Consider the following 13331-nt stretch of genomic DNA (forward strand, 5'->3'; position numbering starts at 1 on the left):
TGTATCGAAGACCTCCAAGTAAAGCATATGGTGAAAAACCGCAAGTTAGCCAAATCGATCACGGATGCCTCGTGGTCGGAGTTTGTCGCGATGCTGACCTACAAGGCAGCCTGGCATGGAAGAAACGTGGTGAAAGTGGGGAAACAGTTCCCTTCTAGTCAGCTTTGCTCTTCCTGTGGCTACCGAAACAAGGATGTAAAGAACCTCAACCTTCGAGCATGGACATGCCCTACGTGCGGCTCTCACCATGACCGAGACATCAATGCATCCAAAAACATCTTGCAAGAAGGACTTCGAGTACTTGCGGTCGGGCAGACCGTTTAAGCTTGGATATGATCCTGTCAGTAGACGGGAGCTCCCAAGAATCCCCTGCCTTCAGGCATGGGGAGTGTCAAACTTGCAACCACAAGCCATTTTCGTCTTATCATCTTTTTCGCGTCAGAGAGGCTTTATTTTCCTTTGTACGGGTTTTTATAAGTCGCCCCGAATCTATGGAGAAGGCAGATGTCATCCTTCTTTTTTCAAAACCCCTAAGTATTCTTTCCAAGGCCCAACATCATCCCTGTATCTCTCAGCCATAATCCGTACAATTTGCGCCAGGTGTGTTAAATCATGGACAACCCAGGTAGAAATCAGCTCTCTGACCTTCACTACTCCCAATGCAGGGTGAGAGCCCGTCATTTCAAGATTCTGTTCATCGTTAATAAGAGATTTCAGCTTGGTTGTATTATGCATTCGAATCGTTTTGAACTCACATAACTTTTCTTCCATGGTCCTCTCCGATTTTCCCCTCAAGTGAGAATAGCGATCAAATGGGGGAAATGGTTGGCTTTCACCTTCCGTAAGAATAAATTCCAGCCTGGGTATCCAGTTATTTTTATCCCCCTCAATGAGATGTTCAATCACTTCTGAGATGTTCCAGGTCCCCTCGCCTTCATTACATCGCAACCAATCATCCGATAAACCCGATAAAAAAGCCTCCAATGTTTGAGGTGTACTCTCCAAAACTTCAAGGGCTTCACTCATCGTAAAATTCATAGACCGGCTCCTTTTTGTCATGATTTATAGGGGGCTTTCATCGTTCTCTTGTGAGGTGAGAGAGCCATGGTATCCTATTGAGTCGAACTTATTTCAAACAAGACCAATGGTATGTAACCATTTCATACGCCTTCACCCCCTTTGCCGTAAACTCGGCCCAGGCGGTGAGGCTTTTCCGTTCTCTCTTGCTTATCGATAGCTTACCATGTAGTAGAAGAATAGACTAGACAAGGATTGTTAAAATAGCAAATCACTTAGTTATTTTTATCATCTTATTAACACCCCCTTTTTTAAACACATTTAGGCGTTGGCAAAAGGAGAGGTACTTTTTGATTTGTCATCGAACAAATGTTTTCTCCTCATTAGCAAAGAAGTCCTGCAATCGAACCTTTTGACCGGAAAGAAGCGGAGGAAGTCCGTGACCTATTTGAAACGTTTTTGGATTTTGCGATTGTGGACCGGGACTCTATTGCGGTCAATTCTGTGAATTATGGTGCCTACTTGAAAGCCAATCGAAAGGGGGTTTACAACTTGTCGGCAACCCGATGGGATGTAACTGGAACATTGATGGAAAAGCAGCGATGACGATATTGCAGGTGTCTATTCCCATCTTCCACCTTTTATTTTGGGGTTAAGTGTTTCATAATAAGACTTGCAGGACGATTCATCAACTGAGACAATCATTTGGAAGAAAGTAGTTGAAACGATTTGACCCAAAGCGATGCTTGATCTGTCCCTGATCAATCAAGGAAGCAAGCCTGTCCAGTCTTTACAGAACACGTTGGATTTGGCCCGCCATGCGGAAAGGTGGGGGTATACCCGTTACTGGGTGCCATAATATTCCAGATGTGTGCAGCGACGTCCGTTGTAATCGGTCGGGTGGCGGTGGAAACGGATCGCACTCATGCAAATGAAATAATGGTTAATGCTCAGATATTCGATCCGCCTGCGCACCTTTGAGCTGGTGTCTGAAACCTTTGATCTGATCCATTCGATTGATAAGGGGTGTTCCATATGAAGGTTGCCGTGATCGGTGCAAACGGAAAAATTGGAAGACATCTCGTTCATTTGTTAGGAAAAAGTGACCACCAGGTGCGCGCTGTGATCCGTAATGAACAGCAGCAACCGGATATGGTGAAATTGGGTGCTGATGAGGTGTTGGTAGCGGATCTGGAGCAAACCATCGATGATGCGGTGATGGGATGTGAGGCAATCGTTTTTACGGCAGGTTCCGGTGGCCATACCGGGGCGAATAAAACCCTCTTGGTCGATCTGGACGGGGCGTTTAAAACCATTGATGCTGGAGTGGTTCACAGTGTGGACCGCTTTATTATGGTCAGTTCGATGATGGCTGATCGGCCGGAACAAGGTTCGGATAAAATGAGGCATTATTTTGTAGCCAAGGGTCGTGCGGATGAACGGTTGCGGGAAAGTGGGCTCAACTACACCATCATTCGACCGGGGCGACTGACAGACGAACCGGGGAAAGGAACGATTATGATTCCGGACAATAAGGAAACATTTGGGAATATTCCCCGCGCCGACGTCGCTGCCACGATTGTGGAAGCTCTTGAAATGGAGCATACCTACCGGCGCTCCTTTGATCTTTTGACTGGGGATATCCCTATTGCCGAGGCGTTGCGCTCCTTCTAATGAAAACAGGCTACCGATCCGCACGGAAAAGAATGGGTTTCAAAAGGGAGGCAATGGTCGGATAGAGCATAGAGTGGCAACAGCATCACAAGGGGGTTAGTACTGTTTTCGCTCCAAAAGAGTATTTTATGGACATTCGGTTGCATGCTGGGTGTCTTTTTTTGATGGATAGGTGCGGTTTTGGGGTGGACATATGAACGCGTCAAAAGCGTTATCCAGAGATTCGCATGATGTTGTGGAGTGGTGTAATCATTTTCAGCCGCTCCTCACAGAGAGCGGCTTTATCTGTGTTCAAGATAAGACCGGATCAGGGGTTTTACTTCATCGATGGGAATGGCAAAACTGATGCTTTGGGAAGGATGAACCATTAAGGTATTGACCCCGATCGCTTGCCCCAGGACATTGATCAAAGGTCCGCCGGAATTTCCGGGGTTGATGGCAGCATCTGTCTGGATCACGTTTTCAAAGCGACGATTCTGAACTTGTAGGGGGCGATCCTTTCCGCTGATCACTCCCAACGTAACCGAATGATTAAGTCCAAGGGGGTTGCCGATAGCAATTGCCCATTCGCCCACTTCCGTAAGGTGGGAGGAGCCCAGCGGGAGGGGGCGAAGTGGGTTGGAGGAACGGACTTGAATAACGGCGACGTCGTGACGGGGCTCTGTCCAGACGATTCGGGCGGGCAGGGAGCGTTTCTTGTCGTATAGATGGACGGAGATTCGCTCCGCTTTGCGGATGACATGTTCATTGGTCAGGATATATCCATGAGGGGAGATGACAAACCCCGCACCAAACTGCCTTTTTTTTTCTTGTGGCTCTTCCAGTGGGGTTGCACCCCATTCGCTGAGCAGTCTGTCCCAGAGGGAATAGGTGGCAGTACTCTGTCGTTCTTCGGCTGAGATGGCCACCACAGAGTGTTTCACTTTACGGATGACGGGGACAAAGGTGTTAGCAGGATGATGGGCAGACAGGGAATACACAGTTCTTTTTCGCCGTTGGGGTTGTCTCATATGGATCAGGTGCTTTGGGCGGACTTGAAAGCCGCTTGATGCACCATTACCTCCTCTCATTCTCCCCTGGAAATGGGAAGAGTTTTGCCATTTTGAGAGCCTTTTCTCAACCTTACTTATCCTATTGGGGAAAACGTCCTGAAGTTCGGGCGTTCGTCCCATTCTTTTCATAAATAAAAAAGATAGATGTGTACCCATCTTTCATGGTGGATAAGGATTGAGACTTTTCAGAGGACGTTAAAATGATCCATAATGGTGTAAAAGTGATTTCTTTTTTGCCGAATCGGGGTTTGATACAATAGGGGCAAAAATGAGGAGGTACGAATGGAAAATACATTTGGGGGACAAGGTTTTTTTAAAGATGCGAGTGGAACACTCTGGTTGTCTGATCCTGAAGAACGTTTCGGTTTTCGGTCCACCTGGAAGGTGAATCAGGTGCTTTGTCAGGTGAACTCGGCTTTCCAGGAAGTCGCTGTCGTGGAGACGGAAGGTTTTGGGAAAGCATTGGTTCTGGACGGGATTGTACAGACCACCGAAAAGGACGGCTTTATCTATAATGAGATGATTTCCCATATTCCGTTGGCGACCCATCCCCATCCACAGGATATTTGCATTATTGGAGGTGGGGATTGCGGTGTGGCCAGAGAAGCGGTCAAGTACCCATCGGTTCGGAATGTGGATATGGTGGAGATTGACCCGGTGGTGGTGGAGGTCAGCCGAAAATATCTGCCGGAAGTGGCTGGAGAGGGGGAGCTTGATCCACGGGTTCAATTGCATTATGAAGATGGGACCCTCTTTATCCGCAATCAATCCCATGTCTATGATGCAGTGATTGTGGACTCTTCCGATCCGGTGGGACCAGGGGCCGTTCTGTTTGAAAAGGATTTTTATGAAGATGTTTACCATTCCTTGAAAGAAGATGGATTGATGGTTTGTCAAAGTGAATCCCCCGTCTTTCATCCGGATGTTCTTACCCGCGTTCATCAGTCTCTTAAGGAACTGTTTCCGGTGGTAAGGACGTATCTGGCCACCGTTCCCACTTATCCGGGGGGCATTTGGAGCTTTACGGTTGCATCAAAATCCTACGATCCACTTCAGGAAGGTAGAGAACGTCTTCAATTAAAGGATAATCGATATGTGAACCGGGAGATATTTGATGCTTGCTTTCAGCTTCCGGTCTATGTAAGAGAATTGCTTAAGTAATTTTGTAAACTTATAGATCATACGAGGTTGACAATTGTCAGCCTCTTTTTTATGCTAAAGGCATTTATAGAACTCATTATTGGATAGAGAGGTGGTTTCCATTGATGGAAACGACAAATCGGATTCGTAATATGGCGTTGGCGGCTGTATTTGCAGCGTTGTTGGCTGTGTCTGGACAGATCGCCATTCCCCTGCCTCCGGTGCCGATTACATTGCAGACGCTGGTGGTCATGTTGGCCGGTTCTGTATTAGGGGCCCGGTTAGGGGCAACGAGCGTTCTGGTTTTTATTGTTCTCGCCGCTTTTGGGGTACCTGTTCTTTCTGGAGGAAAAAGTGGGATCGCAGCCCTTGCCGGACCGACTGCTGGATATATTTGGAGTTGGCCAGTGGCTGCTTATTTAATCGGATGGATGACAGAGCGGACGATTCCAGAACTTCGCTTTTGGAAGCTGACGGTGTACCATGTGCTTTGGGGAATCGTTTTTGTCTATTTCTGTGGAGGGATTTGGTTAATGTATGCTGTGGGATTGGATTGGTATGCAGCACTGATTGGAGGAGTGGCTCCTTTTGTACCGGGCGATTTGGTCAAAGCGTTGGTCGCTTCCTCCGTGGCACTCCGTCTGTATCGGTCTTATCCCATTATCCGGCCACGGGGTCAAGCGTCTGAAGAATCGTGAAAAGCCAGCCTTTTGGCGGGCTTTTTTTCAGGTAAAAGGGAGAGAGATCAAATCGGTGTGCAATTGAATAAAGTGTATAAACCGATCGGACAGGGGGACCATTAAGCATGTGCTTTCCCGTGTGGATGAACCGGTTCGGTCAATGATGGACACTTGGTTTGTTGTAATGCGATAAAATGGGTTGACAGACAGAGGGCGAATTTCTGTATTCGCGAGTGATTTGATCCGTGGAACATCATGAGTGGATGGTACAGGGGTGATTCCTAATATATCAGAAAGCATGATCTGGTAGGATAAATGCGGCTTTTGAAAGATCAACTCCTGAGTGGTCAACGTACAACCCAGCCGATGTTGTTTTTGTGAGACAAGAAGTTCGCCTTTCATTCCTTTTACTTGGATAAAGTCAGAGTAAGGCATGGGTCACATCCTTTTCCCATAGTTGATTTCATTTTATCATAAATTAGGCCATCATTTTAATGGGAGTGGCGACAGAATGGGTGAGCAGATACGGGATTTAATGGATATCAAACATTTGTTGCGACGATTTGGATTTACCGTCTATACAGGGGACCGATTGGGAGACTTAGAATTGATGGAAACGGAACTGGCTGACTTGTTTCAGGCAGGGTTGTTGGAAAAGGAAACCTATTTAAAAGCGAAAGGACGTATTCAACAGGAAAAACGACGTGAAACGAATGTTGATGTCAAGAAAAAAGACTGCTTGTAGCGCAGTCTTTTTTCTTAGCCACGAATCAGTGGCAGTGTACAACACCGAAAGGCACCACCTGATTTAATGATTTCCGATAGATCTACCTCCACAACTGAAAATCCGTGCTGACGGAGCTTTTTGTTTACCATGGGATTGATGGGTTGGCTAAGAACCCTTCGGTTGCCAATGGATAAAACATTAACGCCCAATTGAAATTGTTCTTCCGTGCTGACTTCGATCAGATGATAGCGGCTTGCCAGCCGGGATAGATCGGATCTGGAGAAAGCGGGTGGATAGATTAACGCCTCCCGATGGGAAAGCGGATTGAAAACACAATCAAGGTGAAGGTACTTTTCCGGGAATGAAAGGCTGACAATGTTCATATGGGGAAGGTTCTGGCGGATTTCCTCAATTGCATTGATGGACGTTCGGCCACTGTCCCCGATATAAACCGTGTCCCCATCGATGATGACATCGCCGCCTTCGATGTTTCCCGTAGAGATCGTGGTGAAAGGAATCCCGTTTTTTGTCAGAGAAGTTTTTAGGACACTTTCCTCTCCCTGGCGAATGGGTTCATCCATCCGAGAAATGATGAGTCGGGGTCCCAAAGTAAATCCGATATCGCGTGTAAACACCTGTTCCGGAAAGCGGGAGTCCGGGTTTAACAGAATCACTTCAACATTAAAATCTCTCAGTGTGTTGACCAGGATTCGGTGTTGCTTTTCAGCCCGTTCACGATCTATATTCTCTTTGGCGAAATGACGTTGGGTTCGGTTGATCACTTCCCGTATTTCAATAAAACGTGGAGGGCAGAGAATGACCTGTTTCAGGGGGGCGTATTCGTTCCAACATCTGGGGAGATGTCGGGTTTCAGTTTCAGTGGCTTGGGCCATGGTTAGACCTCCATGATTTTTTATTTTTTTATAACTTGTCTCATTGAGACAAAACCATGTATCCCTATCCAAGGATCATGGACATAACAAAAAAGACCACCAAAAGTTCGGTGGTCTTGACCGATTACAGGTTTTGTTTCTCTTGAACCTGGTAGTACGAGGGAAGATTTTTTTCATAAGAGCTGATTTTATCTGCTTTTTGCAAGGTCACAGCGATATCGTCCAGCCCGTTTAAAAGACAATATCGACGATAGGGCTCCACTTTAAATTCAGCGGAAAAGCCGTTATGGTCCTCCATTTTATTGGCTTCTAGGTCCACAGTAAGCGTATGGGTGATCTCCTGTGCCACTCGTTGAAACAGGGTGTTTACGGTTTCTTCCGGGAGTCGGATGGGTAGGATTCCATTTTTGAAACAATTGTTATAGAAGATATCAGCAAAAGACGGGGCGATCACCACACGAAATCCATAATCCAGAAGTGCCCAAGGGGCATGCTCGCGGGAAGACCCACAACCAAAGTTGGCCCCGCTGAGAAGAATGCTTCCGTCGGCATACTTCTCCTGATTCAATTCAAAGTCTGGATCAGGGTTTCCTTGGGTGTCAAAGCGCCAATTATAAAAAAGATATTGGCCAAACCCGGTTCTCTCCACTCGTTTCAGGAACTGTTTGGGGATGATTTGATCCGTATCCACATTGGCCCGATCCAAAGGTACAATTTTTCCGGTGTGTTGGGTAAAAGCTTCCATTGTTTTCCCTCCTTCAGTCTTTAAATGTCCAGTTCCGGATATCGACGAAATGTCCATGGACAGCTGCTGCTGCTGCCATCATCGGACTGACCAGATGGGTACGTCCCCCCCGCCCTTGTCGTCCTTCAAAATTGCGGTTGGATGTAGAGGCGCAACGTTCTCCTTCACTCAACACGTCATCATTCATCGCCAGACACATGCTACAACCAGATTCCCGCCATTCAAAACCGGCATGAAGAAAGATTTCATGAAGCCCTTCTGCTTCTGCCTGTTTCTTAACCTCTTGAGAACCGGGGACGACCATGGCCCGCACTCCAGGAGCCACTTTGCGGTGTTTAACAACTTGTGCAGCCATTCGCAGGTCTTCCAGTCGTGAGTTGGTGCAGGAACCGATAAAGACTCGGTCAACCGGGATCTCGCTCATCGGTGTGCCAGGCTTCAGCCCCATATACTCCAATGCACGACGGGCTGACTTTCTTTCTGCATCCGATTGGAAAGAATCGGGGTCCGGAACCCGATCGGTTACAGCGCTTCCCATTCCGGGGCTGGTTCCCCAAGTGACTTGAGGGGCAATGTTGGATGCATCCAGCACCACCCGCTTGTCATAACTGGCGCCTTCATCAGTTTGCAGTTGACGCCACAATTGTTTTGCCTGTTCAAAAGCCTCTCCCTTGGGGACGAAGGTGCGGTTTTCCAAATAACGAAAAGTTGTTTCATCGGGGGCAACCATTCCAGCACGGGCACCGGCTTCAATGGACATATTACAAACCGTCATCCGCTCTTCCATGCTCATATTGCGAATGGCTTCTCCGGTATATTCAATGACCGTTCCGGTTGCTCCATCGGTTCCAATCTCAGAAATGATGGCCAGGATGACATCCTTGGCAGTAACGCCTGGAGAAAGCGTTCCTTTTACATGAACTTCCATGGTTTGCGGTTTCAGCTGTTGCAAGCATTGTGTGGCAAGTACATGTTCCACTTCACTGGTACCAATTCCAAAAGCGAGTGCTCCAAACGCACCATGGGTGGAGGTATGGCTGTCTCCGCAAACAATGGTTTTACCGGGTAGTGTAAGTCCCAGCTCCGGACCGATCACATGAACAATTCCCTGGCCGGGATCGTCCAGGTCGTACAGTCGAATTCCAAATTCCTTACAATTTTTGGCCAATGTATTCATCTGTTTGGCGGATGTTTCGTCGGTGATGGGCAGATTGCGGTTGGTGGTGGGCACATTGTGATCCATCGTGGCGACAGTCAGGTCTGGCCGGCGGACTTTTCGCCCATTGAGCCTCAAGCCCTCAAACGCCTGAGGCGAGGTTACTTCGTGGACAAGGTGCAAATCGATATAGAGTGTTGCAGGTTTTCCTTCTTCTTGATCGATCACATGACGGTCCCACACTTTTTCAAACAGTGTTCGTGGTTTCAATTCGCTCACCTCTTCGTTTTCTACGGGAACCTGAGATGCCCGATAAAAAAATATATTGTTGCTATTGTAGCAAACTTTACAAATTGCGCAATACCGAAAATTTGTTTCTGAAACGCTGTGATAAGGTAAAAGATGAGATCACTTAAAAAACCCACTTTATAAGTGGGTGATTTTTGGATATCCAGATTTCCAACGAGGACACTTTAAATATTCATACGTTCCCGAAAAGAAGTGATTTGGGCGAGATGGTGTCGTCCATGCCATGAGTAGAGGCGAAGAGCGGTGTCCAATGAAAGAAACCCTTCTTCCGGGTGAACATATCCTTTTTGGAAATGTTCGGGTCGCATTGTGTGTAAGAGGTTTACCCAACATTGGTGAAGGGAATCCAGCAGATCCAGCGATGTCTCCATTGGGATCTCACTGGACAATTCCACCCAACGGTCTTGGTTATATGGAGAAATGGTAGGTTGATCCTCAGTAAGTGCCTGTTTGAAACGGGCATACCCATTCATGTGACTGTCTGCAAAGTGGTGAACAATTTGGCGGATGGTCCATCCACCTGAACGATAGGGTGTATCCAACTGTTCCGATGTCATACCTGAGATGGCATCTCTTAAAAGATCAGGAATCACTCCCAACATCCAGATGTGCCATTCAGTGGACTCTTTTTGCCGGGACACATCAAATCGCCCGATCGGATAGCGTAAGGCTTCCAAGACCACATCCCTCCTCCCAGATTAAGAATGAAACAAATTGAATTCATTTTCATAATTTTATTTCATTGTATCAGTGGATGAGCCATATGGCAAAAATACAATATACAACATGGGTTCCTTTGTGATAAGATTTAGAACAAACGTTCCTGTTCCTTTGTGAGGTGTAAATAATGCAAAACGGTCAATTACCGGACCGTTGGTTTCCGGCACGCCCCCAATCGGTTCTGAATCGGGTGAAAGATGAACGCATGCCCTTTGATTGGTCGATTAATCCTTATCGGGGCTGCGGTCACGGATGTCATTTTTGCTATGCGCGAGCGACTCACTCTTGGTTGGGATTTCATGCGGACGACAGTTTTCGAAATAACATTATTGTCAAACGGAATGCAGCAGAAGTACTCCGACAGGAGTTGAAGCGGGGAAAATGGAAAGGTGGTCAGATTGCTGTTGGGACAGTGACAGACCCTTATCAACAGTTGGAGGGAAGACTGCAGCTTACCCGATCCATTCTGGAGGTTTTGTTGGAGTATGGAATTCCTTGCAGTATTACCACCCGCTCTCCGCTGATTTTAAGAGACCTTGATCTCCTAAAAGAAATGAAGATTGACTCGGTCCAGATCAGTATCAATACGTTGGATGAGACGATTTGGAGAAAAACAGAACCTTCTTCCCCACACCCTCAACAACGGTTCCATACGGTTCAGGAATTGAACCAGGCAGGAATTTCAGCCGGGATCTTTCTTGCTCCAGTTATTCCGTATCTGACGGATTCGGAGGATCAATTGCGGGAAGTGTTGGAACAGGCTGCAAAACATCAGGCTCAATTTGTAGTACCTTCTTTTCTCCGCCTTCGTCCGGAAGTGAAAAGTTGGTTTTTTCGGCAAATGCGGTTAGCGTTTCCCAACATCAACCTTCAGATGGTTCGTTTGTATCAAGAGAGTGCCCTGGCGCCGCTGGACTATCGAAACAAGATATTAAAGAGAATCCATCATATGGCGGAAGAACAGGGAGTACCCACTCATCTTCCTGAAAACGGAGAGAAAAGAGAGAGAGTTTCCCAAACAGATCAGGAAGCACCTGTACAGTTAAGTCTGTTCTGAAGTGAAAGGGAAGAAAATGGATGCGGATCTGTACTTTTGGCTTTCTGGTTGATTTCATCATTGTGGTGAGGATTGTTAACGATTTTGAGATGTGTAGAAAGCCATTTTATGAATAATGCCCAAAAAACAAGCGACTGTCCCTGAATGGGCAGTCGCTTGTTTGGTGTTGGACGGTTCATCTGGCTGTATGTAGGACTGTATCCATATCAGAGCCGTCCACCCATTTGTTTCAGAATGGCCTCCGCTTTTTCAAAGTGTTCCTCATCCGTTACGACTGTGACGGACAGATCCTCTGCACCAAACTCATCACTCCCGTCCGCCATGCCACTGGAATGGATGTCGGCGGCTTTTAGAATACCTGCGTCTCGACTTGTCACAGGTGCTCCGGTAATGGTTGAAAGAGAGGAGGGAGGCTCGGCGATGGGATTGTCCAAGTCGCTTCCGTCTTCTTTTGGGCTCAGGGAAAAGCGTGAGCAGTCAACCGTTTCAAATCCCTGTGCTTTCAATTGTTGTACGGCTTTTTTTGCCTGTCTTTCCGTTCGGAAAAATGCAATAACATTACGCTCTCCCATAAGGCAAATGCCTCCTTTCACATGATTTAATCTGCCCATTTTCCCGATGGGGATGCAGGAAAATGACATTTTGAAAGAAATAAGTGATGAGATAACATGAAATACCATTATATGTTTCCTCCTATTTGCCCGATATTTTGGTAGAATGTTTTAGTGTATTAAAGGAGGAGAGTGCGCGATGTCAAACCAAAACAAGCAGCAGATATCTTTTGGCTGGGCAATGGTTCCTCTGATCATTATGATTCTGTCAATGGCTTTTACAATTATCGTTTTTAAAGGGAGTCCCCATATTCCGTTGGTTGTGGGAACAATTATCGCTTCACTGATTGCCTGGAAGAATGGATATCGATGGACAGATATTGAATCCGGGTTTTATCAAGGGATTTACCTGGCTCTTCCCGCAATTCTCATTCTGATGCTGATTGGGTTGACAATTGGTTCCTGGATCGGAGGGGGAATTGTGGCGACCATGGTATATTACGGTTTAAAGCTGATTACCCCTTCGATGTTTCTTGTCTCCATTACATTGATTTGTGCCGTGGTTTCCCTCTCAATTGGGAGTTCTTGGTCGACGATGGGGACCATTGGAGTAGCGGGAATGGGAATTGGGACCAGCATGGGGATACCTGCTCCAATGGTTGCGGGGGCCATTATATCGGGGAGTTATTTTGGTGACAAGATGTCTCCCTTGTCCGATACGACGAACCTGGCTTCCGGTTTGACAGGAGTTCAATTGTTTGATCATATCCGACATATGGTTTATACCACTTTACCGGGGATTTTGCTCGCCTTGGGGGTGTATGGGTATCTGGGATGGCAATTTTCTGCTGATACAGTAAATACACCAAAAATGGAAGCGATGATGACAGCACTTGAACAGCATTTTGTGATATCTCCATGGTTGTTTCTGGTTCCGCTTCTGGTGATGGTTTTAGTTGTGCGAAAGGTTCCGGCCATTCCAGCTTTGGTAGTGGGAATCCTTGGAGGGTTTTTGTGCCAGATTGTGATTCAGGGTGACCCTGTTGGTCAAGCGGTGAATACGCTTCAAACAGGCTTTTCCATGGAATCGGGAAATAAGATGGCGGATGAGCTTTTAAACCGTGGCGGTCTGGAGTCGATGATGTACACCGTATCGCTGACAATTGTGGCCATGGTATTTGGAGGCGTAATGGAACAAACAGGTATGCTGCAAGCGATTGTGGAGCGGATTTTAAAACTGGTGAAGTCCGTAAAGGGTCTGATTGTATCCACTCTGGGCTCAGCATTTCTTACCAATGTCACCGCTTCGGAGCAATATATATCCATTGTCATTCCAGCCCGGATGTATGCAGATGCTTACCGTGAGAAAGGGCTTCATCCCAAAAACTTGTCCCGTGCGCTGGAAGATGGAGGTACCTTAACCTCTCCTTTTGTGCCCTGGAGTACATGTGGAGTCTTTATATTCAGCACATTGGGTGTTCACGCGATCGAATATGCCCCCTATGCGGTGATGAACCTGTTAGTGCCCGTGATTTCCATTCTGTTTGCAGTCACCGGTTTCACCCTTACTCCGTTACCTCGTATCAAGGACCAGAGCAATGGGTAAGTTG

General features: G+C 46.9%; 16 protein-coding genes. 8 read left to right on the forward strand and 8 right to left on the reverse strand.

All coding sequences use genetic code 11. The features are described from left to right. The coding region (locus FN782_RS07100) for an RNA-guided endonuclease TnpB family protein (protein WP_142505093.1) at window positions 1–324 on the forward strand (324 nt) is incomplete at its 5' end. Window positions 325–507: 183 nt separating this feature from the next. On the opposite strand, the gene FN782_RS07105 is transcribed toward FN782_RS07100, so the two are convergent. After that, window positions 508–1038, reverse strand: a complete 531-nt coding sequence (locus FN782_RS07105; protein WP_142505094.1) for a DinB family protein — start codon at window positions 1036–1038, stop codon at window positions 508–510. Between the two features lie 453 nt (window positions 1039–1491). Between FN782_RS07105 and FN782_RS17265 the strand changes: the two genes are divergently transcribed. Together FN782_RS17265 and FN782_RS07110 are read left to right on the forward strand one after the other, a co-directional pair. After that, window positions 1492–1623: a hypothetical protein gene (locus FN782_RS17265; RefSeq protein ID WP_281285921.1), complete on the forward strand. Its 132-nt coding sequence runs from the start codon at window positions 1492–1494 to the stop codon at window positions 1621–1623. Between the two features lie 429 nt (window positions 1624–2052). Next, window positions 2053–2691: an SDR family oxidoreductase gene (locus FN782_RS07110; RefSeq protein ID WP_142505095.1), complete on the forward strand. Its 639-nt coding sequence runs from the start codon at window positions 2053–2055 to the stop codon at window positions 2689–2691. Window positions 2692–2972: 281 nt separating this feature from the next. Here the strand turns inward: FN782_RS07110 and FN782_RS07115 are convergent, their stop codons facing one another. Beyond that, window positions 2973–3761: a S1C family serine protease gene (locus tag FN782_RS07115; protein WP_246064886.1), complete on the reverse strand. Its 789-nt coding sequence runs from the start codon at window positions 3759–3761 to the stop codon at window positions 2973–2975. Window positions 3762–4025: 264 nt separating this feature from the next. On the opposite strand from FN782_RS07115, the gene speE reads away from it, so the two are divergent. Then, the gene (speE, locus tag FN782_RS07120; protein ID WP_142505096.1) at window positions 4026–4904 is read left to right on the forward strand and encodes a polyamine aminopropyltransferase; all 879 of its coding nucleotides are present in this window, start codon (window positions 4026–4028) and stop codon (window positions 4902–4904) included. Window positions 4905–5008: 104 nt separating this feature from the next. After that, window positions 5009–5581, forward strand: coding sequence for a biotin transporter BioY (locus FN782_RS07125; protein ID WP_142505097.1), 573 nt, complete (start codon window positions 5009–5011; stop codon window positions 5579–5581). Window positions 5582–5608: 27 nt separating this feature from the next. Here FN782_RS07125 and FN782_RS07130 read toward each other — a convergent pair whose 3' ends face one another. Beyond that, window positions 5609–5998, reverse strand: a complete 390-nt coding sequence (locus FN782_RS07130; RefSeq protein WP_142505098.1) for a hypothetical protein — start codon at window positions 5996–5998, stop codon at window positions 5609–5611. Window positions 5999–6074: 76 nt separating this feature from the next. Here FN782_RS07130 and FN782_RS07135 point away from each other — a divergent pair, with 76 nt between their 5' ends. Then, entirely contained in the window at window positions 6075–6308 is a 234-nt protein-coding gene (locus FN782_RS07135) for a YqgQ family protein (RefSeq protein ID WP_185956113.1), read from the forward strand. A gap of 14 nt (window positions 6309–6322) precedes the next feature. On the opposite strand, the gene FN782_RS07140 is transcribed toward FN782_RS07135, so the two are convergent. The 4 genes from FN782_RS07140 to FN782_RS07155 all read right to left on the reverse strand — a co-directional run bounded on the left by FN782_RS07140 (window position 6323) and on the right by FN782_RS07155 (window position 10070). Further along, a complete protein-coding gene (locus FN782_RS07140; protein ID WP_142505099.1) occupies window positions 6323–7183 on the reverse strand; it encodes a dimethylarginine dimethylaminohydrolase family protein in 861 nt (286 codons plus the stop codon). Between the two features lie 124 nt (window positions 7184–7307). Beyond that, a complete protein-coding gene (gene leuD / locus FN782_RS07145) occupies window positions 7308–7928 on the reverse strand; it encodes a 3-isopropylmalate dehydratase small subunit (protein ID WP_142505100.1) in 621 nt (206 codons plus the stop codon). A 13-nt stretch (window positions 7929–7941) separates the two neighbouring features. Then, window positions 7942–9354, reverse strand: a complete 1413-nt coding sequence (leuC, locus tag FN782_RS07150; protein ID WP_142505101.1) for a 3-isopropylmalate dehydratase large subunit — start codon at window positions 9352–9354, stop codon at window positions 7942–7944. Between the two features lie 203 nt (window positions 9355–9557). Continuing rightward, window positions 9558–10070, reverse strand: coding sequence for a YfiT family bacillithiol transferase (locus FN782_RS07155; protein WP_142505102.1), 513 nt, complete (start codon window positions 10068–10070; stop codon window positions 9558–9560). Between the two features lie 170 nt (window positions 10071–10240). On the opposite strand from FN782_RS07155, the gene FN782_RS07160 reads away from it, so the two are divergent. Continuing rightward, window positions 10241–11170: an SPL family radical SAM protein gene (locus FN782_RS07160; protein WP_142505103.1), complete on the forward strand. Its 930-nt coding sequence runs from the start codon at window positions 10241–10243 to the stop codon at window positions 11168–11170. A 206-nt stretch (window positions 11171–11376) separates the two neighbouring features. On the opposite strand, the gene FN782_RS07165 is transcribed toward FN782_RS07160, so the two are convergent. Further along, the gene (locus FN782_RS07165) at window positions 11377–11742 is read right to left on the reverse strand and encodes a hypothetical protein (protein ID WP_142505104.1); all 366 of its coding nucleotides are present in this window, start codon (window positions 11740–11742) and stop codon (window positions 11377–11379) included. 178 nt (window positions 11743–11920) lie between these two features. Between FN782_RS07165 and nhaC the strand changes: the two genes are divergently transcribed. Then, entirely contained in the window at window positions 11921–13327 is a 1407-nt protein-coding gene (gene nhaC / locus FN782_RS07170) for a Na+/H+ antiporter NhaC (RefSeq protein WP_246064887.1), read from the forward strand. Window positions 13328–13331 lie beyond the last annotated feature (4 nt).

Origin of the sequence: Melghirimyces algeriensis, from assembly GCF_900182565.1 — a bacterium.
Taxonomy (GTDB): Bacteria; Bacillota; Bacilli; order Thermoactinomycetales; family DSM-45169; genus Melghirimyces; species Melghirimyces algeriensis.

What these genes read in the sequence shown, in the direction of transcription:
- FN782_RS07105 (WP_142505094.1), bottom strand. Translation starts at nt 1,038, where the DNA reads ATGAATTTTACGATGAGTGAAGCCCTTGAAGTTTTGGAGAGTACACCT.
- FN782_RS07110 (WP_142505095.1), top strand. Translation starts at nt 2,053, where the DNA reads ATGAAGGTTGCCGTGATCGGTGCAAACGGAAAAATTGGAAGACATCTC.
- FN782_RS07115 (WP_246064886.1), bottom strand. Translation starts at nt 3,761, where the DNA reads ATGAGAGGAGGTAATGGTGCATCAAGCGGCTTTCAAGTCCGCCCAAAG.
- speE (WP_142505096.1), top strand. Translation starts at nt 4,026, where the DNA reads ATGGAAAATACATTTGGGGGACAAGGTTTTTTTAAAGATGCGAGTGGA.
- FN782_RS07125 (WP_142505097.1), top strand. Translation starts at nt 5,009, where the DNA reads ATGGAAACGACAAATCGGATTCGTAATATGGCGTTGGCGGCTGTATTT.
- FN782_RS07130 (WP_142505098.1), bottom strand. Translation starts at nt 5,998, where the DNA reads ATGCCTTACTCTGACTTTATCCAAGTAAAAGGAATGAAAGGCGAACTT.
- FN782_RS07135 (WP_185956113.1), top strand. Translation starts at nt 6,075, where the DNA reads ATGGGTGAGCAGATACGGGATTTAATGGATATCAAACATTTGTTGCGA.
- FN782_RS07140 (WP_142505099.1), bottom strand. Translation starts at nt 7,183, where the DNA reads ATGGCCCAAGCCACTGAAACTGAAACCCGACATCTCCCCAGATGTTGG.
- leuD (WP_142505100.1), bottom strand. Translation starts at nt 7,928, where the DNA reads ATGGAAGCTTTTACCCAACACACCGGAAAAATTGTACCTTTGGATCGG.
- FN782_RS07160 (WP_142505103.1), top strand. Translation starts at nt 10,241, where the DNA reads ATGCAAAACGGTCAATTACCGGACCGTTGGTTTCCGGCACGCCCCCAA.
- FN782_RS07165 (WP_142505104.1), bottom strand. Translation starts at nt 11,742, where the DNA reads ATGGGAGAGCGTAATGTTATTGCATTTTTCCGAACGGAAAGACAGGCA.
- nhaC (WP_246064887.1), top strand. Translation starts at nt 11,921, where the DNA reads ATGTCAAACCAAAACAAGCAGCAGATATCTTTTGGCTGGGCAATGGTT.